Annotated in this window: 20 protein-coding genes; 12 read left to right on the forward strand and 8 right to left on the reverse strand. The window is 57.3% G+C overall.

Going from position 1 to position 22,167, the window contains the following annotated elements; genetic code table 11:
- Positions 1-66 precede the first annotated feature (66 nt).
- A complete protein-coding gene (gene mltF, locus M0G74_RS10435) occupies positions 67-1,545 on the forward strand; it encodes a membrane-bound lytic murein transglycosylase MltF (RefSeq protein ID WP_248216537.1) in 1,479 nt (492 codons plus the stop codon).
- A 72-nt stretch (positions 1,546-1,617) separates the two neighbouring features.
- Here mltF and M0G74_RS10440 read toward each other — a convergent pair whose 3' ends face one another.
- A complete protein-coding gene (locus M0G74_RS10440) occupies positions 1,618-3,525 on the reverse strand; it encodes an RICIN domain-containing protein (RefSeq protein WP_248216539.1) in 1,908 nt (635 codons plus the stop codon).
- A 425-nt stretch (positions 3,526-3,950) separates the two neighbouring features.
- Here M0G74_RS10440 and M0G74_RS10445 point away from each other — a divergent pair, with 425 nt between their 5' ends.
- From M0G74_RS10445 to dld, 3 genes are read left to right on the forward strand one after another with little or no spacing between them, the layout of a single operon-like run.
- On the forward strand, positions 3,951-4,406 hold the full coding sequence (locus M0G74_RS10445) for a hypothetical protein (protein ID WP_248216542.1): 456 nt from the start codon (positions 3,951-3,953) through the stop codon (positions 4,404-4,406).
- A gap of 48 nt (positions 4,407-4,454) precedes the next feature.
- Positions 4,455-4,736 (forward strand): PepSY domain-containing protein, encoded by a 282-nt coding sequence (locus M0G74_RS10450; RefSeq protein ID WP_248216543.1) that lies wholly within the window; start codon positions 4,455-4,457, stop codon positions 4,734-4,736.
- Positions 4,737-4,754: 18 nt separating this feature from the next.
- Positions 4,755-6,524 (forward strand): D-lactate dehydrogenase, encoded by a 1,770-nt coding sequence (gene dld / locus M0G74_RS10455; protein WP_248216545.1) that lies wholly within the window; start codon positions 4,755-4,757, stop codon positions 6,522-6,524.
- Positions 6,525-6,542: 18 nt separating this feature from the next.
- Here the strand turns inward: dld and M0G74_RS10460 are convergent, their stop codons facing one another.
- Both M0G74_RS10460 and M0G74_RS10465 read right to left on the reverse strand, forming a co-directional pair.
- Positions 6,543-7,043: a DUF6702 family protein gene (locus tag M0G74_RS10460; RefSeq protein ID WP_248216547.1), complete on the reverse strand. Its 501-nt coding sequence runs from the start codon at positions 7,041-7,043 to the stop codon at positions 6,543-6,545.
- A 118-nt stretch (positions 7,044-7,161) separates the two neighbouring features.
- Positions 7,162-9,537 carry a M1 family metallopeptidase gene (locus M0G74_RS10465; RefSeq protein WP_248216549.1) on the reverse strand — a complete coding sequence of 792 codons (2,376 nt, stop codon included), beginning with the start codon at positions 9,535-9,537 and terminating at the stop codon, positions 7,162-7,164.
- A 231-nt stretch (positions 9,538-9,768) separates the two neighbouring features.
- Between M0G74_RS10465 and M0G74_RS10470 the strand changes: the two genes are divergently transcribed.
- Entirely contained in the window at positions 9,769-10,212 is a 444-nt protein-coding gene (locus M0G74_RS10470) for a hypothetical protein (RefSeq protein ID WP_248216550.1), read from the forward strand.
- A gap of 15 nt (positions 10,213-10,227) precedes the next feature.
- Here M0G74_RS10470 and M0G74_RS10475 read toward each other — a convergent pair whose 3' ends face one another.
- Positions 10,228-11,283, reverse strand: coding sequence for a peptidase M42 (locus M0G74_RS10475; RefSeq protein ID WP_248216552.1), 1,056 nt, complete (start codon positions 11,281-11,283; stop codon positions 10,228-10,230).
- A 77-nt stretch (positions 11,284-11,360) separates the two neighbouring features.
- Positions 11,361-12,347, reverse strand: coding sequence for an alpha/beta hydrolase (locus M0G74_RS10480; RefSeq protein ID WP_248216554.1), 987 nt, complete (start codon positions 12,345-12,347; stop codon positions 11,361-11,363).
- 355 nt (positions 12,348-12,702) lie between these two features.
- On the opposite strand from M0G74_RS10480, the gene M0G74_RS10485 reads away from it, so the two are divergent.
- The 5 genes from M0G74_RS10485 to M0G74_RS10505 are packed head-to-tail and all read left to right on the forward strand — an operon-like array spanning position 12,703 to position 16,158.
- Positions 12,703-12,957, forward strand: a complete 255-nt coding sequence (locus M0G74_RS10485; RefSeq protein ID WP_248216555.1) for a hypothetical protein — start codon at positions 12,703-12,705, stop codon at positions 12,955-12,957.
- Entirely contained in the window at positions 12,958-14,532 is a 1,575-nt protein-coding gene (locus tag M0G74_RS10490; protein ID WP_248216557.1) for a cytochrome ubiquinol oxidase subunit I, read from the forward strand.
- A 19-nt stretch (positions 14,533-14,551) separates the two neighbouring features.
- Entirely contained in the window at positions 14,552-15,685 is a 1,134-nt protein-coding gene (gene cydB, locus M0G74_RS10495) for a cytochrome d ubiquinol oxidase subunit II (protein WP_248216559.1), read from the forward strand.
- A gap of 40 nt (positions 15,686-15,725) precedes the next feature.
- A complete protein-coding gene (gene cydX / locus M0G74_RS10500; RefSeq protein WP_160154111.1) occupies positions 15,726-15,848 on the forward strand; it encodes a cytochrome bd-I oxidase subunit CydX in 123 nt (40 codons plus the stop codon).
- 52 nt (positions 15,849-15,900) lie between these two features.
- Positions 15,901-16,158 (forward strand): cyd operon YbgE family protein, encoded by a 258-nt coding sequence (locus M0G74_RS10505; protein WP_248216561.1) that lies wholly within the window; start codon positions 15,901-15,903, stop codon positions 16,156-16,158.
- Positions 16,159-16,180: 22 nt separating this feature from the next.
- Here the strand turns inward: M0G74_RS10505 and nhaA are convergent, their stop codons facing one another.
- Positions 16,181-17,605: a Na+/H+ antiporter NhaA gene (nhaA, locus tag M0G74_RS10510; RefSeq protein WP_248216562.1), complete on the reverse strand. Its 1,425-nt coding sequence runs from the start codon at positions 17,603-17,605 to the stop codon at positions 16,181-16,183.
- A 178-nt stretch (positions 17,606-17,783) separates the two neighbouring features.
- On the opposite strand from nhaA, the gene M0G74_RS10515 reads away from it, so the two are divergent.
- Positions 17,784-18,536, forward strand: coding sequence for a TlyA family RNA methyltransferase (locus M0G74_RS10515; protein WP_248216713.1), 753 nt, complete (start codon positions 17,784-17,786; stop codon positions 18,534-18,536).
- Between the two features lie 16 nt (positions 18,537-18,552).
- Here the strand turns inward: M0G74_RS10515 and M0G74_RS10520 are convergent, their stop codons facing one another.
- Complete coding sequence (locus M0G74_RS10520) at positions 18,553-18,780, reverse strand: DUF1272 domain-containing protein (protein WP_348983707.1); 228 nt, start codon at positions 18,778-18,780, stop codon at positions 18,553-18,555.
- A 259-nt stretch (positions 18,781-19,039) separates the two neighbouring features.
- A complete protein-coding gene (locus M0G74_RS10525) occupies positions 19,040-19,384 on the reverse strand; it encodes a 4a-hydroxytetrahydrobiopterin dehydratase (RefSeq protein ID WP_248216564.1) in 345 nt (114 codons plus the stop codon).
- Positions 19,385-19,584: 200 nt separating this feature from the next.
- Between M0G74_RS10525 and M0G74_RS10530 the strand changes: the two genes are divergently transcribed.
- Positions 19,585-21,471: a DUF885 domain-containing protein gene (locus tag M0G74_RS10530; protein ID WP_248216566.1), complete on the forward strand. Its 1,887-nt coding sequence runs from the start codon at positions 19,585-19,587 to the stop codon at positions 21,469-21,471.
- The last annotated feature ends 696 nt before the right edge of the window (positions 21,472-22,167 follow it).

The raw sequence follows: 22,167 nt of genomic DNA on the forward strand, positions 1-22,167 counted from the left end.
TAGCCGAACTTCCTCTTCGCTGGGGCAATGACAATAAAGCAAAGAACGGACTCAAGGGACCAACTTATGATCATGAAAAGCCGACTGTTGCGATACAGCCGCCGCCTGCTGAAAGGTGCGGCGCTGGCCTGTTGTGCTTCTCTGTTGGTGGCCAGCAAGGCGCCTAGCCTGCTGGAACAGGTCAAAGTATCCGGTAAGCTGGTGGTACTTTCGCAGAACGGTCCAACGACCTACTTCGAAGACGCCAACGGCAATTACACCGGTTTTGAATACGGCATGCTCAAGGCCTTTGCCAAGGAACTGGGCGTAAAGCTGGAAATCCGCGACGTCCATGACCTGAGCCACCTGTTCCGGGAACTAGAAAACCCCGAATCCGGCGCCCACCTGGCCGCCGCCGGCCTGACGGTTACCCCGGAGCGCCGGGCCCAGGTGCGTTTTGCCCCCTCCTATTTTGAAATTCGCCAGCAGGTTATCTACCGCCTGGGCGAGTCTCGTCCGCGCAGTGTTGCCGACCTGGCAGATAAAAATATCGCGGTGATTGCCGGCAGTGCCCACGCGGAACAGCTGCGCAAACTCTCGCACCGCTACCCGGACCTGACCTGGGAAGAAATTTCCGATGTGGACGCCATGGAACTGGTGGAAATGGTGCACGAGGGCAAATACCACTACGCGATCGTAGACTCCAACGCCTATGCGGTGCATCGCGGTCTCTACCCAAACACCCACATCGCCTTTAACCTGACCCAGTTCCAGCCGGTCTCCTGGGCTTTCCCCCGGGGCGACGACGACAGCCTCTACCGTGCGGCGCGCAATTTCATGCTGCGCGCCAATACCAGTGGCCTGGTCGCCGAGCTGCGGGAGCTGTATTTCGGCCATGTGAGCAAAATGAATGTGGGCGGCGCCCAGACCTTTGCCCAGCTGACCCGGGACCGCCTGCCCAACTGGCGCGAAGAGCTGCAAAAGGCCGCCGACAAGTATGAACTGGACTGGGAGCTGCTGGCGGCCCTGAGCTACCAGGAGTCCCACTGGAACCCCCGCGCCAAATCCCCCACCGGGGTGCGCGGCCTGATGATGCTGACCCGGGCTACCGCGCGGGAGATGGGCGTCAATCGTCTCGACCCCATCGAAAGTATCGACGGCGGCGCGCGCTACTTTGTACAGGTACGCGACAAGATCCCCGAGCGTATCCGCGAACCGGACCGCACCTGGATGGCGCTGGCCGCCTACAACATCGGCTACGGTCACCTTGAAGACGCGCGGGTGCTGACCCAGAAGCTGGGTGGAAACGCCGATCGCTGGTCCGACGTGCGCGACAACCTGCCGCTGCTGGCCAAGCGCCAGCACTACAAACACCTGAAACACGGCTATGCCCGCGGCTGGGAACCGGTCACCTACGTGCAGAATATCCGCCACTATCAGGCGCTCCTGACCTGGACCAGCCGGATTGAGGAGCAGCGCCTCGCAGCCGCCGCCGCCAACGATGACGGTGAATCCCTGGCGGATGCGCCCCTGGCCGAGGCCAGCGGATCTGCCCCGGCGCTCTGATCCGTACAGCTACCCTACCTACAAAAACAGGCGGCCTTAGCCGCCTGTTTTACTTTTAACTCCCACAGAAATTCAGTCGGAATTGATCCCCCATACCGCCGTGCCATCCCCGGACAGGGCAGAGAAAGTGACCTCATAGCGGTATCGCACCTGGTTCCACTGCCTGGATACCACTCCCTGATAGCTGACGCCGTTCAGAGTCAGGGTGACGGCTCGGGTCACTTCGTTGTAAATCCAGCTGCCAGACTGGGCACCGCTGACGCTGCCACCTGCATTCAACTGGATATTGCTGGACCCTTTGATACTGGCGGTAATGTCCTTGCCGTGATTGACCAGCTGATAGCTGCCGGGAATTTCGCTCGCGTATACCGCCTCAAGCTGTTCCCGGGAGCGGCCCGGATTACTGCCATCGACCTTTTCCGCATAGCGCAGCGGCGCCACCACCGGCCAGCCCGCATCATTGATAAAGAACTCATGCACCCGCACCTCGTGCTCTTCGCCACGGTTGGGGAAGCGGGTGTGGAAGAAGATAAAGTACTGCCCCGTGTCCTCCTTGCGATAGGCAGAATTGTGCCCCGGGGAAACGTACCCCAGCTGGTTATTACTGTTGGCAAACAGGTAGTTGCCCATCAGCTTGACCCCGTGCGGCGCAATACTGGCATCGTCAAATATGCTCCCCGGGGCACCTTTGACGCTGGCCATATCGGTCCCGCTGGCGTCGTAGTAGGGGCCGTCAGGACTGGTAGCACGGGCAACCCGGATGTTGTAACCGCCGTCCGCCGCCAGGCCGCCGTAGCTTACAAACATGTAGTAGTAACCGGTTTCCGGGGCATACAGGGTGTAGGCCGCCTCAATACGGGCGTGATTGCCCCCCATCAGGTGCTTGCCGTAACCCTGCCCGGCATAGGGAAAACCGGTGGCAGGATTCAGTTCCATGATAAAAATGCCGCCGGAATAAGAGCCGTACGTCATCCACAAACGATTGTCAGCACTGCGAAACACCACCGGGTCCACCACATTGGGGTGCACCGTCGCATCGTAAACCGCGCCGTCCTCGCTGGCCTCGCCCCACATACCCGACTTCAGGAAAATACCGCGGTCACTGTAGGGCCCCTCGATACTGGACGACGCCGCAATACCCATGGCAGAGCGGGGAGAATCGCCGCGGCAGGCGTTGTAGAACATCAGGTACTCGCCGTTCATCTGGATCACATCCGGTGCCCACAGTGTGCTCGTCTGCGCCCAGCTCAGCGCCTCGGAAAGCTCAGAGGTGACATCGTTGAACAGCGGGTTATTTGCAAACACCCCGTCGGCCACCCGCTCCCAACTGGTGAGATAACTGGAGCGCGCAGCACTCAGGTGCGAGCCAAATACGTAGTACTGGTTATTGGCGCGGATCACCGATGGATCGTGCACCGCAATATTGCCGAAACTGGGGCTGACGTAATTGATGGACTCAGGTTGGCTGGATTTGAGCAGATTCAGGGACCACAGCTGGGCATCGCCTCCCCACCAGGACCACTGACCGATATTGGCGCCATCACTGGTATCCCAGTTGAGCAAATCCAGTGCCTTGCCGGAATGCTTGTTGATCAGCGAAAAATACCCGTTGCCCCGGTCAATGATGGTCCAGGTCTGGGTGTTTCCGCCCCAGTAGGCCCACTGGGCGATATTGGCACCATCGCTGGTATCAAAGTTGTACACCTCCATCGCCAGGCCGCTGTGGGCATTGATCACCGAGTAATCGTCACCGCTGATATGGGTAATCACCCATTGCTGGGTGGCATGGCCGTTGCCCGGCCACTGGTTGATGTTGGCACCGTTGGCGGTGTCGCCATTTCCCACCTCAACCAGCTTGCCGCTGTGTTTGGAAACAATGGAATAGGTACCGTTTTCGATCATCGCGTTGGCACTGGTACTGATACCCAGGCCGAATACGACCAGAAGCGAGCATGCTCGCCACAGTTGTTTTAAAGACATATAAGCCTCGTCGCTATTTATTATTTGGACCAGACTGCACGTCGGGAATCGACGCTTGGCCACAGGGGAGCCAGGTGGGAACCACGATGAATATCATCCCGGAAATGGCGTATTTTTTATTGTTGTGTACCTGCTCGACACCGGGCCTACAGACGGCCTCGGAGCCAGCGAGCAGTTTTATAATACAATATCACTTAATAGACAAACGACGTATTCACTTCCCATCCGCAGCAAGCTGTAATTGCGACCCAGCCCCCAATCCTGTGACGCCGGCGCGACAGCCATGCCTCGCTCTGGTATCACTTACCCGATTGCGCCCGCTCACCCCGCTACAGAGAGCGTGCAAGTCGCGCAATTCCTCCTATGCTTATTTCCATTGGCCCAATCAATTCCGCGCCAGCAGCAAAACATCACCCGGAGTATTTATGGTTCGTCCCCTTTTGATCGCCGCTGTTCTGTCCACTTTCATGTCCTCTCTTCTGTCGACCGGCTGCAGCCGACAATCCGACACCCATGACCCGGACCACTCGACGGACAAGGCACCGCAAACCGAGGTGCGCGAGGAAGTCATCGTGGACGAGACCACCGCCCCTCCGGCAACATCCCCCGAGACGAGCGAGAACCTGAGCGGTGAAAGCCCGAACAGCGAAGGCCAGTTAATCTGCAATGCGGAATGGTTCGAGTGGGTGAATGGCCAGCTGATGACCCGCTACAGCGAAGCAATCGCTGAGCAGTATCCGGATGGCATGCCCTCGGTAGGTAGCCAGGAATGGTTTATCGCCGCTGACAAGCTCACCGGTGGCGACGGCGCCCACGGCCCCGACGGCGGCAGCGACGAATGGTGCTTTATGATGCAACAGCGCCTGGGAAGCAGCGACTAACGCCAATAGCAGTTGCGTTTTGTTTCATTGAATACAAGAGTGAATAGCATGAAGAACGTCAAAAATTCACTGCTCGCCGTCACCCTCAGCAGCTTCGCCATGGTGGGTGCCGGACAGGCCAGCGCCAAAGATGAATTGCCGCCACCCGGTGCGATGGCCCTCTCGGTGCTGCTGACTAAGCTGGAGCAACAGGGCTTTACCCCAATCGTCGACGCCTCCCTGGACAAGGGGCGCTGGGAGATTGAAGCCTATAAAGAAGGCAAAAAGTGGGAGCTGGAGGTAGACCCCAATAGCGGGGAAATCCTTGAATCAAAAATCGACAAAGACTGACCGACAACAATACGATGCATGACGCAATCCACCCAGATCAAAACTGAAAGCCGCGCGCTGCTCCAGACCCTGGAGCAGCTGATCGGTAGCGACGCAGTCGTCACCGACCCGCAACGCAACGAGCACTACCGCAAAGGTTTCCGCTCCGGTGAGGGGCCGGCACTGGCTGTGGTATTTCCGCGGCATTTGTTTGACCTGTGGCAGGTATTGCAGGCCTGCGTGGATGCCGGTGCAATCATCATCATGCAAGCCGCCAACACCGGCTTGACCGAGGGCTCCACCCCCAGCGGTTCCGATTACGACCGCAACCTGGTGATCATCAACACGCTGCAGATGAACGCCATCCACCTGCTGGGCGAAGGCAACCACAGAGGTGAGCAGATTGTCGCCCTTCCCGGCGCCACGCTGCACGGTCTGGAAAAACGCCTCGCACCTCTTAAACGCGCCCCCCACTCGGAAATCGGCTCTTCCTGTATCGGCGCTTCCATTGTTGGCGGTATTGCGAACAATTCTGGCGGCGCCCTGTGCCAGCGCGGACCGGCATACACCGAACTGGCCGTCTATGCGCAGGTGGACAAATCCGGGCAACTGCAACTCGTCAATAACCTCGGGATTGCATTGGGAAATTCCCCGCAGGAAATACTCACTAACCTCGAACGCGGCACTTTTTCTACTGCAGTAACGCCCGACACAGTGCCGCCCTACTCTGAAACAAACCCGAAGCCGCGCATGGCGTCGGATGGGGAGTACATTGAGCGCATCCGCAATATTGATGCAGACACCCCCGCGCGCTTCAATGCCGACCCGCGGCGATTGTTTGAAGCCAGCGGCTGCGCCGGCAAGCTGGCGGTGTTCGCCGTACGTCTGGATACGTTTCCGGTACCCGAACGTACCCAGACGTTTTATATCGGCAGCAACAGCCCGGCGGTCTTCGCCCGCCTGCGTCGCGGGTTACTCAGTGAATTACCACAGCTACCAATACTCGGTGAATACCTGCACCGGGACATGTTTGACCTGGCGGCGACTTACGGCAAAGACAGCTTCTACATCATCGAGAAACTCGGCACCGGAAGAATGCCGCAGTTTTTCAGCATCAAGGGGCGTATGGATGCCTGGCTGGAAAAGCGCCGTTTCCTGCCGCGCTTTTTCAGTGACCGCCTTTTGCAGAAGCTCAGCCGCCTGCTACCCCAGCATCTGCCAGAGCGCATGCTGGCGTATCGCGAAGAATACGAGCATCACCTGATCCTGAAGGTGGCGGATCCGGGTATCGAAAGTACGCAACAGTGGCTGCAGAATTTCTTTGCCGGGAGTGAAAACTCAGGAGCCTTTTTCAATTGCAGTGAGGAAGAGGCGCGCAAGGCCATGCTGCACCGTTTTGTCTCTGCCGGTGCCGCCATGCGCTATCAGTCGATTCACGAGAAAACCGTGGGGGAGTTGCTGCCGCTGGACATCGCCCTGCGACGCAATGATTTGCACTGGCAGGAGCAACTGCCTGCGGACATTGCCGATCAGCTGGAACAGCGGCTCTACTACGGCCACTTCCTCTGCCATGTGTTCCACCAGGATTACGTCCTGAAGAAAGACGCAGACCCGAAGGCAGTCAAGCAGGCCATGCTGGCGCTACTGGACCAGCGCGGCGCCTGCTATCCGGCAGAACACAATGTGGGGCACCTGTATCAGGCGCCGGATGCCCAGCGGCATTTTTTTGAGCGACTGGACCCCACCAACACTTTCAACCCGGGCATCGGCAAGACCGATAAAACCCGGCGTTGCTGCAACTGCGGCTAGCCCCAGCCTGAGCGTTTGCTACAGCTCAAAAGTAACTTGGCTGGAACCCGGCTTCAGCGTATAGCTTTCCGTTTTGCCATCGCGGGTCACGTTTACCGTATTCACCTGATCCCGTTCGATTTCCATCAGCATGGATTGCGACAGTTTCAAGGTTTTCCCCTGCACTTCCGCCAGGGGAATTTCCTGGTACACCCACACATCGTGTACATCGGATTCCATACCCACCCACTTGGGTTTCAGGTTTGTGCCCTCCGCGGTCCCCAGCTGGAAGCGCGCATTCACATAGGCTTCCATTTGCTTCTGGGCATCCTTCATCTCCTTGCTGGCACTGAGGGACAGGGCGCGCTCGATATCCGCCACGAAAAAGCGGTGAGAGATTTCCAGGGATTGGGTGCGCTCATTGACCGAAAGCTCGGTTATCCCGAAATGGTAACGGTGGGCCTCGGCATTGGCCGTCAGCAGTAACAGCGACAACACCCAAAAGCCAAAGTGCAGCAAGCGGCTATTTCCGTATGGCATGATTGATACCTCAAAATTCCACAGGCGCGGAAAGGACACGGTCTGTGCGATGGATTAGGAGTTTAAGGAGAGCATGGGGTGACCGGAACGGCCACCCCGAATTGTCGAACGACGGGAATCAGTCTTCTTTAAGCTCGACTTCCCAGTCCTTCATCAGGTTGCGGGCTTCTTCATCCTTGAACAGCTCCAGGCGGGACTTGATGATACGGCGCGGGAAATAATTGTTTTCCACATCGGTATCCGCCGTTTCCCAGTTGGGATCCAGCACCACGGACTTCAATACTTTGTCTTTGCCGCGCACCAGCATTTTGGACGTCTTCTGGGCATTGCGCGTCCAGATTTCTGCCGGGATACGCAGGGTTTCGCTGCTGCCGTCCTCATAGTCCAGCTTCAGGATCAGCGGCATCACCAGGCCACCGATATTGCTGAAGTCCAGCACGTAAACGTTGCTCTCCACCTTCAGCAGGTCTTTTTCCCAATCCTTGAGACCTTCGACCATACCCTGGTACTTGTTGCGGTCGGCATTGGATACATCGAACTCGTCGTGCTCGTTATAGAAATCCGACAGTTCCGGCTTGCCGTCCACGATCCGGGTCAGGTTATTCGCACGGTTTTTACGCTTGGTGACCGTCTCCGGCTCCTGCTCGAACTGGTCACGTTTCCACGGATTTTCGATTTCCGGGTTCTTGGTGCCTACGTTGTAGTGCTTCACTCCGTCCAGGCTGATATCCACGTGGTCAGTGGTGTAGAACCAGCCGCGCCAGAACCAGTCCAGATCCATGCCGGACGCATCTTCCATGGTGCGGAAGAAATCCGCCGGCATCGGGCGTTTGAACTTCCAACGCTGGGCGTATTCACGGAAGGCGAAATCGAACAGCTCACGGCCCATGATAGATTCGCGCAGGATATTCAGCGCAGTAGCAGGCTTGCCGTAGGCGTTATTGCCGAACTGCAGAATGGATTCCGAATTGGTCATGATCGGAACCTGGTTCTCGCTCTTCATGTAATCCACAATCTTGCGCGCATCGCCGCGACGGGAAGGATATTTTTCTTCCCACTCCTGCTCCGCCAGGAACTGTACGTAGGTGTTCAGGCCTTCGTCCATCCAGGTCCACTGGCGCTCATCGGAGTTCACAATCATCGGGTAGTAGTTGTGGCCTACCTCGTGAATGATGACGGAGATCAGGCCGTATTTGGTGCGGCGGGAATAGGTGCGCTTCTCGCGATCCTCTTCATCGATCTCCGGACGCGGACCGTTGAAGGTGATCATCGGGTATTCCATACCGCCCACAGGGCCGTTTACGGAAATGGAGGTCGGATAGGGGTAATCGAAGCTGTAGCGGTTGTACACATCCATGGTGTGGATGATGGACTCGGTGGAATACTTGTCCCACAGGGGCGTGCCTTCTTCCGGGTAGAAGGACATCGCAATGGTATCGGTGCCGCCCTTCTTGTAACCCTGGGCATCCCACAGGAACTTACGCGAGGAAGCCCAGGCGAAGTCACGCACATTTTCCGCTTCAAACACCCAGGTCTTGCGGCCGCTGGCGCGATCTTTTTCGTTTTCCAGCGCTTCTTCTTTGGTGACGATCATCACCGGCTTCTTCGCGGTACGCGCTTTTTCCAGGCGCGCACGCTGCTGGCGGGTCAGTACATCGCCCGGGTTCTGCAGTACACCGGTGGAGGCAACAATATGGTCTGCGGGGACCTCGATGGCCACGCGGTAGTCGCCAAACTCCAGCGCAAACTCGCCGCGACCGAGGAACTGCTTGTTCTGCCAGCCGCTGACATCGTTGTAGGCGGCCATGCGCGGGAACCACTGCGCAATCTCATACAGGTAGTTGCCATCGCGCTCGAAGAACTCGTAGCCGGAACGGCCACCCAGGGCCTTCTGCTCGATGATGTTGTATTCCCAGTCCACCCGGAAAGACACACTTTCGCCGGACTTCAGCGGTTGCGGCAGGTCGATGCGCATTCCGGTATCGACGATGGTGTGGCGCAGGTCGCGGCCCTTGGCATCCGCAACTTTGGTGATCTGGTAGCCACCATCAAATTCTGCGGAAACCACTTCGCGACGGAAGCTGCCGAAAGGAATGGTATCCGGGGCAATAGACTCCACATCTACCGGTGCCGCCAGGTTGCCGGAAGAATTCGGCTTGAAGCGGTTCTGGTCCAGCTGCAGCCACAGGTAGCGCAGGGTATCCGGGGAGTTGTTCTGGTAAGTGATGGTCTCGGACGCGGTGATGCGCTGCTTGTCATCGTCCAGGGAGACTTTGATGTCGTAGTCTGCCTGCTGCTGCCAGTAGGCGTGGCCCGGGGCACCGGACGCGGCGCGGTAGGTATTCGGGGTAGGCAGCAGCTCTTCCAGCTGACGGAACTTGTCACCGGTGACATTGAGGGGGTCAGCGGCCAGTGCCACAGTGCTGACACTGATGCCGATACCGACATTGACGAAGACCGCTCCAAGGCGGCGGCAGATCGAAATTACGTTCATGAGGTGGCGCCATTCACACTTATAATGATAAATAGCGCGCCATTTTAGCAGCCAAGCCGTGACCGTCGATTCAGTCACCCGCAGGTCAACGTACCAGGGGCTCACCTTGTCCCATTGACCATGGCGCCAACTATCACACCGAGATCGCCGCTAACGGCCGAACCCACCCCATTTGGAATCCGGGTACTTCCACCCTATCAATGGCCTGATAAAGGCAATTTGGGGAATACCATGCGGTTTGCCAGCAGGAGTCTGATACCCGGCATTCAGAAACCCGGAAATCACAGAAAGCGCCAGCTACTGGCCCTTATCGCAGCACTCGCCGCGGGCAGTGCACTGGCCCAGCAACCGGGGCCCTTCACGGCCAACGACTTTCAGTTTTCGAGCCCATCGGGGCAGCGGCAAATCCCCCCTCACCTGTACGGCCCCGACCTGGACGGCGGCACCCCGTCGGAAATCGCCCTCAGCGCGGGTATGGTCCGCACACGCCTGCAAAAACTGGGCTTTCACTCGTTCAGCAACATCTACTTCCGCAACGGCTACTGGAATGTGGTCGCCTACCACGGCAATAAAAAACGCCAGCTTACGGTGCACCCGGAAACTGGCGTTTTGCGTTCCGACAAACCCTACTGCAACAACCGCTGTAACCGCTACCAGATCAGTGACGAGTTCTGAGTAGCAATCAGGCCACTAGCCGTCCGCGGCAATAGCCACCAGCAGATCGCTGAAGGCACTGTTGGCCGCAATGGACGCCGACTCCTGCATGGTGTGGTAGCCGGTGGTGGGAATCTGCAACGTGGTGCCCTGCACAAACCCGGCAGATGCGGAAACGATCCGCCCCAATTCGGTACTGCCGAGGGATTGCGGCTCCTGCCCCTCGGCCACCGCCAGGCGGTTTTGCGCCTCGATATAGGTGTCTTTGTAGCTGTAACTGATACCCCGCGATTCGCACAGGGCCGCCAGGCGCTCGGTGGTCTCTGTGTGGAAAGTCGCGTTGGCGTCCCGCCGGCGAAGAACCACCTGCTGCTCGTCCGCGCTGTCCCGATCCGGGTAGGGGCTGGTATCCACCACGATCAGTTTTTCGGTACCGCCGTTAAAGCGCCGGAACCATTCCAGCAGATAACGCCAGCTACTGCCGGACTCTTCCTGAGCGGTAAAAAACGCGGTGCCCTGGAAACCGAGGGCGTAGAGATGCACCAGGTGCGCGGCGGTCAGCACGTTATCCAGTTGCGCGCTCAGGATGCCGTCGGCAATCTTAAGGCGGTCGGTAAAGGCCACGGGGGTACCCGCAACCACATGTTCCAGCCCCGCCACTTCAAAAATCAGGTTGTTGCGGTAACCGCACACGTAAGCGCGGCGGATGGTGCCGGAACCGAAGTAGGAACCGGACCAGGGCTCATAGGCGGTCACCGACACGCCCTGAAAGCGGTCGACAATTTTCGTCATCAGCTTTTCAGATACGGAGTTGCCCAGCAGGTCCGAACGGCGCCCAGACACAAAGGCGGCGTACTGGAATTCATTGGGGCCGGTGCAGATCAGGCCGTGGCGATCGATATGCGCAGAGAATTTGGCACTGTGCGGGCGCTGACCCTGGGCCACCAGAAGCCCCTCGTACCAGGTGACGTGCGCGCCGCGCTCCTCCAGCTCCCGCTGCAATACTCGGAAAAAAGAGTGCTCGGCGCCCACCACACTGGGGCTGCGCACCAGCAGTTTGAGCAAATCGATAAACTGTTCAGACTGTTGCATAGCTGTGCATTTCTCCACGCCGAACCGCCGGCGGTTTCGGCGCGAGTATAGCCAGCAAAAACCACTGCCTGCGACTGTTATTTGAGCTGGCGCTGCAGAAAATCCGCGACCCGCTCGGCCGTGGGATTGAACCAGGGCTGGAACAACCAGAAGGGGTGCGGCGAGTCGTCGTGTGTCATCACTTCGCTGGGGATATCATGCGCAGCAAGCCGCGCGATGTACTGGTCCCGACCGGCGTGAAAGCGCGGATGACTGCTATTGATAAACAGCGTCGGTGGCGAGTCCGCGCCGGCGTATTCCAGCGGCGATGCCTGCCGCCACAAATCCGGCACGTCTTCAAAGCGCCCGCCAAACCAGGCGCCAGCCGCTGACGGGTTTTTACGCGGGTCATTTTCGAACTTTAGCGCCATGGGCGTAGTGAAGCTGACAACGCCATCCAGGTTGACGATCGCCTGCACGGAATCACGGCCCCGGCTCGGTACGGTGGCGAAGACCTCCATCCCCGGCGTCACCCCCACCAGAGTCGCCATCTGCGCCCCGGACGAAGCCCCGAGCACCGCAATCCGCGCGGGATCAATGCCGTACTTGTCGGCGTTGAGGCGCAGCCAGCCAAGGGCAGATTTCAGGTCCTGCATGCCAGCCGGATATTGGGCCTCCAGGGAAAGGCGGTACTCCACCGTGGCGGTAACGAAGCCCCGATTTGCCAGGTAGATCGCCATGGGCTCCTGCAAGGTGCGATTGCCCGAGCGCCAGCCACCGCCATGGACCAGCAATACCGCCGGCCTCAAGGCCGCCCCCGCCGAAGGCAGGAACAGATCCAGGTGCAAGGCCCGCTCATCGGATTCAATCCGCCGGTATACCAGGTTGCGCCGTACCTGAGTGCCTGCTGCCGGCTCTACCCGGGCGATCTCAATCGCCGGGTACTGTTTGCGCGCCTTTGCCAAGGCCGAATTTACGTTGAACGAATCATCTACCGGAAAGCGCTTCCCGGCGCTCGCCACAGGCGGCAGCAGGAGCAGAACCAGCAGCAGGGCAATCACCGGCAGGGTGCTCCACTGAAGCACGAGCCTCCAGCAAAAAGGGGACTGCTGCAGTACCGGCGGTTCTACCGGGCAATGCCCCCGGGAATTGGCTCTCAGACTGGATTCAGACAAGACTCGCCCTCCTTCTACCTATAGCTACCTATAGCGCCGCCGCTATCGGCGGAGCGCTCAACGACCAGAAAGCGGTAAACCACGAAAAATACCGGCCTTACCAAAAACACGAAAACGCCGATACTAACACAGCAAAAGCGCCGCAAAGACCGCCACTATCGCGCCAAATCGCTGCCCGCCCCCATTGCCACTGGGCGCCACTGCTACTATTACGCCGCGGCGCCTCTTTTAATGGTTAATTAATGGTTAATCTGGCGGGTACACCATGACGCTCTCCGACCGTCGCCTGGTGATCGAACTCGGCGCGGTTCTGATCATCAAGCTTGCTCTGATCACCTTGATCAAAATCCATTACTTCAGTCCGGATCCCGAGCAGGCGGCCCCCGTCCCGGCGCATTTTTTCCCCCGATCGATTGAAGAGCCTGCAGAGTCCACAGTACCGGTTATCGAAACGACGACCAAAACAAGCAACAGCAATACCCAAGGCCAAAACACGGATCGCCATGACAAGGAGCGTTAAGTGATCGATGAAGCCGTTGTCGACTTATCCCGGCTGCAGTTTGCCCTCACGGCCCTGTACCACTTTCTCTTTGTGCCCCTCACCCTCGGGCTGTCCTTCCTGCTGGCCATCATGGAATCCTGCTATGTCCTGACGGGTAAAACCATCTACAGGGACATGACCAAGTTCTGGGGCAAGCTGTTCGGCATCAACTTTGCGCTGGGCGTCACCACCGGGCTGACCATGGAATTCCAGTTCGGGACCAACTGGAGTTATTACTCCCACTATGTGGGGGATATTTTCGGGGTTCCGCTGGCCATTGAAGGACTGATGGCCTTTTTCCTGGAATCCACCTTTATCGGCCTGTTCTTTTTTGGCTGGGATCGATTAACCAAGGTGCAACACCTGATCTGCACCTGGCTGGTGGCCATCGGCTCCAATCTGTCGGCGCTGTGGATACTGATCGCCAATGGCTGGATGCAGCACCCCATCGGCGCGGAGTTCAATTTCGAATCCATGCGTATGGAACTGGCGAGCTTCAGCGATGTGCTGTTCAACCCGGTGGCACAGGTGAAGTTTGTGCATACGGTGGCCGCGGGTTATGTCACTGGCGCCATGTTCGTGCTCAGCGTGTCTTCTTACTATCTACTGAGAAAACGGGACATTCCCTTCGCCCGCCGCTCCTTCGCGGTGGCGGCCAGCTTCGGGCTGGCATCCAATCTGTCGGTGATCGTGCTGGGTGATGAGAGTGGCTATACCGTGGGGGATGTACAGAAGGTCAAACTCGCCGCGGTAGAAGCCGAATGGGAAACACAGACTCCGCCGGCGTCCTTCACCCTGTTTGCCCTTCCGGACCAGGAGGAAAAGAAAAACCACTGGGAAATCAAAATTCCCTGGGCGCTGGGCCTGATCGCCACCCGCTCCCTGAATGAGGAAGTGGTCGGCTTCGACCGCATCATTCCGGAAAATGAACAACGGATTCGCCGCGGCATGCAGGCCTATGCCCTGCTCGAGCAATTGCGCGGCGGCGACACCAGCCAGGAAACCAGAAATGCCTTTGCCGACCTGCAGTACGACCTCGGCTATGGCCTGCTGTTAAAACGCTATACCGAAAATATTACCGACGCCACCGACGAACAAATCCAGCAGGCCGCCGAGCACTCAATCCCCAGAGTGGCACCGATGTTCTGGACCTTCCGCATTATGGTGGGGGCCGGGTTTGTCATGCTGTTCGTGTTTATCGCCGCCTTTATTCAATCCGCCCGCCACCGCAGCGCCGGCAGCCGTGCGGTGCTCTACGCCTGCCTCTGGTCACTGCCGCTGCCCTGGATTGCCGCGGAGTGCGGCTGGATAGTAGCGGAATACGGGCGCCAACCCTGGTCCATCGCCGAGGTGTTGCCCACCTATATGTCGGCATCGTCCATCAGCCGCGGCGAAGTGATCGGCAGCCTCACGGCAATCATTGCGTTCTACACGGCCCTGGCCGTGGTGGAGGTCTACCTGATGCTGCGCTTTACCCGGCTCGGCCCGTCGAGCCTTGGTACCGGCAAATACCACTTTGAAACACCGGCAAAAGAGCCGCCGCTACAGGCCTGACGCAGCAAGGGGATTCGCCATGGATTACGAGACGCTGAAACTCATCTGGTGGGCACTGATCGGGGTATTGCTGATCGGCTTCGCGGTCACCGACGGATTCGACATGGGTGTGGGCATGCTACTGCGGGTGATCGGCAAAACCGACATGGACCGGCGGGTGATGATCAATACCGTAGGCCCGCATTGGGAAGGCAACCAGGTGTGGTTTGTCACCGCCGGCGGCGCCATTTTCGCCGCTTGGCCAATGGTGTATGCGGCCGCGTTTTCAGGGCTCTATACCGCACTGATCATTACCTTGTGCGCGCTCTTCTTTCGACCAGTAGGCTTTGATTACCGCTCCAAGGTCGACGACCCGCGCTGGCGCAATATGTGGGACTGGGGGCTGACCATTGGCGGCCTGGTACCACCACTGATTTTTGGCGTCGCTTTCGGCAACCTGATGCTGGGTTTGCCCTTTGAACTGGATAGCCTGCTGCGCCCCAGTTATCACGGTTCCTTCTGGGCATTGCTGACGCCCTTTGCTCTGATTTGCGGCCTGCTGTCGGTGGCTATGCTGGCGATGCACGGCGGCACCTGGCTGCAGATGAAAACCCGCGGCCTGCTGCACACTCGAGCCCAGAGAGTGACCCAGCTTTGCGCCCTCGCGGTGATCGTATTGTTCCTGCTGGCCGGTATCTGGCTGCTGCTCGGTATCGACGGTATGCACATCGTCGACAGCAAACCCCTGGGGGATAAAATCAACCCGTTGATGAAAACCGTGGCTTACGGGAACAGCGGCTGGCAAGCCAACTATCAGGCGTTCCCGCTGCTTTGGATGATTCCCGTGCTGGGCGTTCTGATGGCCGCCGCCACCTGGCTTTGCTCCCGCCGTGAAAGTCCGCTGGCGTTTGTTGCCAGCGCCCTGAGCATTACCTGCATCATCCTCACCGCCGGTATTGCCCTGTTTCCCTTTGTCATGCCCTCTTCCCGTGACCCCAATGTGAGCCTCACCATGTGGGATGCCACCTCCAGTGAGCTCACTCTGGGGCTGATGTTTGCGGCCGCGGTCATCTTTATCCCCATCATTCTGCTCTACAACATCTGGTGCTACCGCAAAATGTTCGGGCGGGTCACCAGGGAATATATCGAAGACAACTCTCACAGCAGCTATTGAACAGAGAATCGCGCGACAAGCGCATCGAGGAGAGAATCACATGTGGTATTTCGCGTGGATACTGGGGGTTATGCTGGCCTGCTCGTTTGCCGTGGTGAACGCCCTGTGGCTGGAGGTGACCGAAGATATGGATCGCCGCGAGACAGAATTTGAATCCGAATAAGTTCAAAAACGAGGAATGGAATCCCGCGGAAAAAACCGCCGCTCCACCATCCATGAAAGCGCTGAGAATCGCCACGTTTATTGCGGCATTATTGGTCAGCTTGCTGATCACTTTCTGGCCGCCACTGCTGTACAAAAACGGCCAGGCACCGAGCCACAGCCTGACCAGTCTGTTACTGCTGGGGCTCTGTGTCGGCGTCGTTTACGGTTCCGGAATACTCAGCAAGACCCCGCGCAACTGGCAACTCGGCTGCGCCCTGCTCGCGTGGGTCTCACTGCTGGTGATCGGCTGGCTGGCACTGCCCGGTTGAAAGCACTTGCCAGCCATGTGAGTCAGTGCTCCGCCTCGCCCTTGTCCGCCTCGCCCTTGTCCGTCTGGAGCGACTCCTCAATCGGCGCCCGCCGCAGAATCATAAACCCTGAAAAGCCAGCAATAATCGACGCCAGGAGCACACCGGCCTTGGCCTGAACCAACATCTCCAGCTCACCTTCAAAGGCCAGCTCGGCGATAAAGATCGACATGGTGAAGCCGATACCACCCAGAAAAGCCACACCGATAATGTGGTGAAAGGTTGCCGATTTGGGCAGTTCGCCCCAGCCCATCTTCCAGCCAATCCAGGTCGCACCCACAATACCAATCAGCTTGCCAAACACCAGGCCACAGATCACACCCAGGGTTAACGGGTTGAACACCGCCTCCGTACTGGTAAAGCTGTCGATGGGCAGCCCGGCATTGGCCAGGGCAAATATCGGTACCACGATAAATGCCACCGGCGTGTGCAGCCGTGTCTCCATCCGCTGCAGCGGCGACTGCACCAGGTGAATACCATTGTCCAACGCGGTCACCCGCGCCCGCAGAGCATCGTTGGCGATGATCTTGTCACCGGGACGGAAACAGCGGTCGAAGCTGCGGATGATGTCTTTCACAAAGGTACTGAACGCAACTGGATCGTATTTCGGCCGCGCGGGAATGGCCATGGCGGTAATCACCCCCGCCAGCGTGGCATGGACGCCAGTGACGTAGAGCGCGTACCAGAGCAGGATCCCCACAAAGATATAACCAGCCGCCCGGCGCACACCGGCAACCTTGAGCAGCCAGAGCACACCTACCAAGGCGCAGGCGGCAATCAGGGCCGTCGTATTGACGCTCTCGGTATACCACACCGCGATCACGATAATCGCTCCGAGGTCGTCCACGATCGCCAGCGCCACCAGAAAAGTCACTACCGCTCGCGGTACCCGATTCCCCAGGATGGCGATACAACCCACCGCGAAGGCGATATCCGTGGCCATGGGAATACCCCAGCCACGCTCTGACGGCGTGCCGCCATTCAGCAAAAAGAAAATAAACGCCGGCACCACCATACCGCCAATGGCGGCCATCACCGGTAAAACCGCGTGTTTCAGCTCCGACAGCTCCCCCACCAGGAACTCTCGCTTGAGCTCAAGTCCCACCAACAGGAAGAAGATGGCCATCAGGCCATCGTTGATCCAGTGGTGAAAGGTCATCGACAGCGACCAGTCGCCAAAGTTGTAACTGACCGGCAGGTGCAGCAGGTGCTTGTACCACTCCTGCCAGGGGGAGTTGGCAATGATCATCGCCAGCACGGCGCACGCCATCAGCAGCAGGCCACTGCTGCTCTGGCGGTGTATGAATTCTTCGAAGGGCGTAACCAGACGGCCAAACGCGTTTTCCAGCGGGGCTTCAAATACCTTGCCCTTGCGTATCCTGAACTTGCTCAGCACATTTTTTGCCATCTAACCCCAACTCCTGTTATTCACTTCGGCTATGAAATTTTCCAATTCCCGACCCCCGGGGGGAAGATTTGCACCGCCGGTCGCGGAATCTTCCCTGTTTGGAGGCCAGAGGTTAGCATGGCAGCCATTCCCACCTCCACGACCGTCAAACCCTCGACCGTAAACTATAGTGCCAACCATGACCCGTCTCGACCTGTTATTAGTCCAGCAACAACTGGCCAGTTCCCGCACCCACGCCCGCAAACTGGTGGATGCCGGCCGGGTGCTGCTGAGTGACGGCCACAGCTGGCGCCCGGCAACCAAGGCCAGCCAGTCGCTCAGTGAAGATACCCAGCTCAAGGTCGAGCCACTACCGGAAGACCAGTATGTTTCCCGCGCCGGCCTGAAACTGGCGGGCATTCTCGATCACACCGGGCTGAGCCCTGCAGGGTGGAACGCACTGGATGTAGGCTGCTCTACCGGCGGATTTAGCGACTGTCTTCTGCAGCGCGGCGCGGAGCAGGTTGTGGGAATCGACGTGGGCCACGACCAGCTGGCCAAGTCCCTGCGCCTGGACCCGCGCATGCATTTGTTTGAAGGCATTAACGCCCGCCACCTGACCGCAGAACAGATTTCGCCCTTCGCCGATCGCGGCTTTGACGCCATTGTCATGGATGTTTCGTTTATATCCCAGGCACTGATACTCCCCCAGCTCCCTACCCTGCTGAAAAGTGGCGGTCATTTATTGAGCCTGGTAAAGCCACAGTTTGAAGTGGGACCCGAAGGTATCGGCAAGGGCGGACTGGTACGTGACCCGGCGCTGTATCAGGGGGTGCAGGAAAAAATTTGCGCGCTCTGTGCGCAACTGGGGCTGACCATCAGAGACTACATCGAAAGCCCCATCAAAGGCGGCGACGGCAACAGGGAGTTTCTGCTCTGGGCACAGAAATAAGTGGCGGAAAAATGGCCTACAGGATCGTTTCCAGCTTGGCTTTAAAGCCCGTTCTGGCGACCTCTGTGGGTGACGTACGACGCATTGGTCGCAGAACCAAGTTGCCCTGGCAGTTCGGGCAGATAGAACGCACCTCTTCTACACAGCTTGGACAGAAGGTGCACTCGTAAGAGCAGATAAAGGCTTGATCGGAAAGGCCGAGCTTTGCGCTGCAACGTTCGCAGGCAGATTTCATCTTCAGCATTTTGATCCTTCTAGACTACTTACCAGATAACTCTGGGGGCTTGATAACTCTGGGGGTCGAAAACTCTGCGTGTGAGCTGAACCGCCAATGACCTCTTGGCATTCAACATCTCACACCGACTGCCAGGTACTTACTCCCAAAAGCAAGCGATCCACAAACAAGCGACTTCTGAACAAGCGCTACACCGCATCCATTAAACCGCAAGGGTACGGCGTGCGTTTTGACGAAATCTGGGAATACAATGCCAGAAGTTGTCAGCTTATTCTGCGTCTACCTGCTTGTCGGTACGCGCAGCCATAATGAAGTCATTCTTGTGCAGGCCGCCCGCCTCGTGACTCCACCAGGTGACCGTCACCTTGCCCCACTCAGTGAGCAGCGCCGGGTGATGCCCTACTTCTTCCGCGATTTCACCCACGCGATTGGTAAACGCCAGCGCCAGCTTGAAATTGCGGAACTTGAAGACCCGCTCAAGCTGCATGACGCCATCACGGACCTCCGGGGTCCAGTCGGGGATTTCCCGGATCAGCTCCGCCAGTTCCTCATCGGAAACCAGTGGTGCATCGGCCCTGCAGGCTTCACAGGCCTGAGCTGCGAGTTCTGTCATACCTGACTCCTCTAACATACAGATTTCAGTGGATTGAATCGTGGCACTCGGCCACAAATTCCGGTTTTGCCACTTTAGCGGCCACCCGGATGTGAAACAAGGCGACGTGGATCACACAAAATAATTGCCGGATCAAGCGATAACTATAAGTCGACTGTGCTAGTTTTTGGCCATATCCCCTTACAAATTTGAGAGTGAAAATGAAGCAACTGCTGACCGTGCTGGTAGCGTCGATAGCCCTGAGCGGCTGCGGCGAGAAAAACCCGGAACCCGGCGATTCCCCAGCCCAAGATTCCAGTATCAACAGCCTGTCTTCCTCTCCCGCCACGGCTGGCGCAAATACCACCAATAGTGCAGCAACAAAGGCTACCGCCGGCACAGCTGGAAAAGTGACCGCAGAACAGAAAACGTTCCAGGGCCTGAGCAATCAGATGGTCGAGCGCATGTGGCACCTGTTCCCCTCGTGGGCGATCAGCAACGGTTACTACCAGGTCGCTGAGATACTGGAAGCCCCGGACACCAATTACCGCCGGCGGGTCGTCAGCTTCGCTCGGGACTACCTCAACCAGTTCTCACGTATCAATCCAGAGAAGCTCGATAGCAGCGCCCGGTCCGACCTGGCGCTGATCAACAATTTTCTGAATGAAACCATCTGGAAAATCAACGAGTTCAAATCGCACGAGTGGGACCCAGCCAATTACAACGTGTCCCACGGATTCGCCCTGATACTCAACACGGAATACGCACCACTCGAAGACCGCCTGCGCAGCTTCAGTAATCGGATGCAGTCTATCCCCGCCTACTACAGCGCCGCCTCTAAATCCCTGAAGAATCCTGCCTCGCCCCAGCTGATACTGGCGATTCAGCAGAACGAGGGCGCCCAGTCGGTATTCGGACCGGAGCTAGAGAAAAAGCTGCAGGAAAGCAGTTTGTCCGACAATGAAAAGGAACTATTCCTATCGAGACTGAAAAGCAGTCGCGCTGCGATCGACGACTACATCACCTACCTGCAAACCCTGCACGCGAAAATGGAAAAGGCAGATAGCTTTCACGATTTTCGAATCGGTGAAAAGCTGTATGAAGAAAAATTCCGCTACGACATCCAGATTGGCATGAATGGCCGGGAGCTCTATGACCGTGCCATGCGGGAAAAAGACCGCCTGCATTTAGAAATGGATGAACTGGCCGATAAACTCTGGCCCAAATACTTCCCGGATGAAAAGCGCCCCAAAGACATTCTTGAAAAAATATCCCAGGTATTGGAAAAACTGTCAGAACACCATGCCACCAAAGAAACCTTCAAAGCCGCGGTAGAAGAGCAGATCCCGGAACTGGTGGCCTTCGTCAACGAAAAAGATCTGCTTACACTGGACCCGGAAAAGCCACTAGTCGTACGAACCACCCCGCCCTACATGCGCGGATTTGCCGTTGCCTCCATCAATGCGCCCGGCCCTTACGACAAAAACGCGAACACTTACTACAACGTTATGCCGGTAGATGAGCTACCGGATGACCGTGCCGACAGCTTCCTGCGGGAATACAACAGCTATTTAATGCAGATTCTGAATATTCATGAAGCCATCCCCGGCCATTACACTCAACTGGTCTACGCCAACCAGTCCCCCAGCCTAATCAAAAACATTCTCGGCAACGGCGCCATGATTGAGGGCTGGGCGGTTTATACAGAACGCATGATGCTGGAGGCCGGCTACGGCGACTTCTCACCCGAGCTCTGGATGATGTATTACAAGTGGAACCTGCGCACTGTTGTCAACACGATCCTGGACTATTCCATTCAGGTGAAAGGTATGACCGAGCCACAAGCTATGGACTTGCTGATGAAACAAGGCTTCCAGCAGAAAACAGAAGCCGCAGGAAAATGGCGTCGCGCCACCCTGAGCCAGGTCCAGCTGACCAGCTATTTCGCAGGCTATATGGACATTATGGCCCTGCGGGATGAAATCAAAGAGAAACTCGGCGACAAATTTAACCTCAAGCAGTTTCACGAGGACTTTTTGAGCTACGGCAATGCGCCGGTTCCGGTCATTCGGGAATTAATGCTGGCCAAAATTTCGGGCAAGAGCTGATCCAGCGTACCGAGCTATTTATCCGCGGCGTCCCTTTCGAGTTGTGCAACTCAAATTCATAGCGCCGCGCAGAGGCCACACCGGGAGCTGCCACAAACTACCTAGATTGTTAACGTTTAGTCGCTGCACCTTAGTGGCGACCATCTTACGTACGATACAAAAACTGCAACTAATAAAGGCACAACTACCCATAAAACAAAATTAGCGCTCAACATGTAGGCAGCCACTAAAATGTCCCAGAATAGAATGAGCATAAACAGCAATGATAAGAACCCATACTTTACAGGTATATGACAATTACAACCGCAAATTTCACAGGATTTGGGGAACAACCTGGTTGCTCGTAACTTACACCAGAAACTAAAGCCGTTTTTCTTACATTTAGGACACTGATGCATCAGAAACCTTTACGCTGCCGGCAGGGACAGCGCATTGCTACATTGTGTTCTGTTTTGTTTCGACTATGTGAACCACGTATGGTTCGCGCTTGTCACTATATGCACATGCACCATCGGCGACGATCATATTTGGATTATGCAAATATTCTACCGGATCAGAAACAATGGGTATTTCTTTACCGCAATGTTTGCACTTAGGACCGCAACCTGGCCTAAAATGGCCACCACAATTGCAACTGGGTAATGTTTTGGCAATTTGATTGAGAAGCTCTTGAGACTTTTCATACCAAACGAGCCG

Origin of the sequence: Microbulbifer sp. CAU 1566 (assembly GCF_023156515.1) — a bacterium.
Taxonomy (GTDB): Bacteria; Pseudomonadota; Gammaproteobacteria; order Pseudomonadales; family Cellvibrionaceae; genus Microbulbifer.

Bases quoted from the DNA above. Each gene is read 5' to 3' on its own strand.
- mltF (WP_248216537.1), top strand. From the start codon at position 67: ATGATCATGAAAAGCCGACTGTTGCGATACAGCCGCCGCCTGCTGAAA.
- M0G74_RS10440 (WP_248216539.1), bottom strand. From the start codon at position 3,525: ATGTCTTTAAAACAACTGTGGCGAGCATGCTCGCTTCTGGTCGTATTC.
- M0G74_RS10445 (WP_248216542.1), top strand. From the start codon at position 3,951: ATGGTTCGTCCCCTTTTGATCGCCGCTGTTCTGTCCACTTTCATGTCC.
- M0G74_RS10450 (WP_248216543.1), top strand. From the start codon at position 4,455: ATGAAGAACGTCAAAAATTCACTGCTCGCCGTCACCCTCAGCAGCTTC.
- dld (WP_248216545.1), top strand. From the start codon at position 4,755: ATGACGCAATCCACCCAGATCAAAACTGAAAGCCGCGCGCTGCTCCAG.
- M0G74_RS10460 (WP_248216547.1), bottom strand. From the start codon at position 7,043: ATGCCATACGGAAATAGCCGCTTGCTGCACTTTGGCTTTTGGGTGTTG.
- M0G74_RS10465 (WP_248216549.1), bottom strand. From the start codon at position 9,537: ATGAACGTAATTTCGATCTGCCGCCGCCTTGGAGCGGTCTTCGTCAAT.
- M0G74_RS10470 (WP_248216550.1), top strand. From the start codon at position 9,769: ATGCGGTTTGCCAGCAGGAGTCTGATACCCGGCATTCAGAAACCCGGA.
- M0G74_RS10475 (WP_248216552.1), bottom strand. From the start codon at position 11,283: ATGCAACAGTCTGAACAGTTTATCGATTTGCTCAAACTGCTGGTGCGC.
- M0G74_RS10485 (WP_248216555.1), top strand. From the start codon at position 12,703: ATGACGCTCTCCGACCGTCGCCTGGTGATCGAACTCGGCGCGGTTCTG.
- cydB (WP_248216559.1), top strand. From the start codon at position 14,552: ATGGATTACGAGACGCTGAAACTCATCTGGTGGGCACTGATCGGGGTA.
- cydX (WP_160154111.1), top strand. From the start codon at position 15,726: ATGTGGTATTTCGCGTGGATACTGGGGGTTATGCTGGCCTGCTCGTTT.
- M0G74_RS10505 (WP_248216561.1), top strand. From the start codon at position 15,901: ATGAAAGCGCTGAGAATCGCCACGTTTATTGCGGCATTATTGGTCAGC.
- nhaA (WP_248216562.1), bottom strand. From the start codon at position 17,605: ATGGCAAAAAATGTGCTGAGCAAGTTCAGGATACGCAAGGGCAAGGTA.
- M0G74_RS10515 (WP_248216713.1), top strand. From the start codon at position 17,784: ATGACCCGTCTCGACCTGTTATTAGTCCAGCAACAACTGGCCAGTTCC.
- M0G74_RS10520 (WP_348983707.1), bottom strand. From the start codon at position 18,780: ATGCTGAAGATGAAATCTGCCTGCGAACGTTGCAGCGCAAAGCTCGGC.
- M0G74_RS10525 (WP_248216564.1), bottom strand. From the start codon at position 19,384: ATGACAGAACTCGCAGCTCAGGCCTGTGAAGCCTGCAGGGCCGATGCA.
- M0G74_RS10530 (WP_248216566.1), top strand. From the start codon at position 19,585: ATGAAGCAACTGCTGACCGTGCTGGTAGCGTCGATAGCCCTGAGCGGC.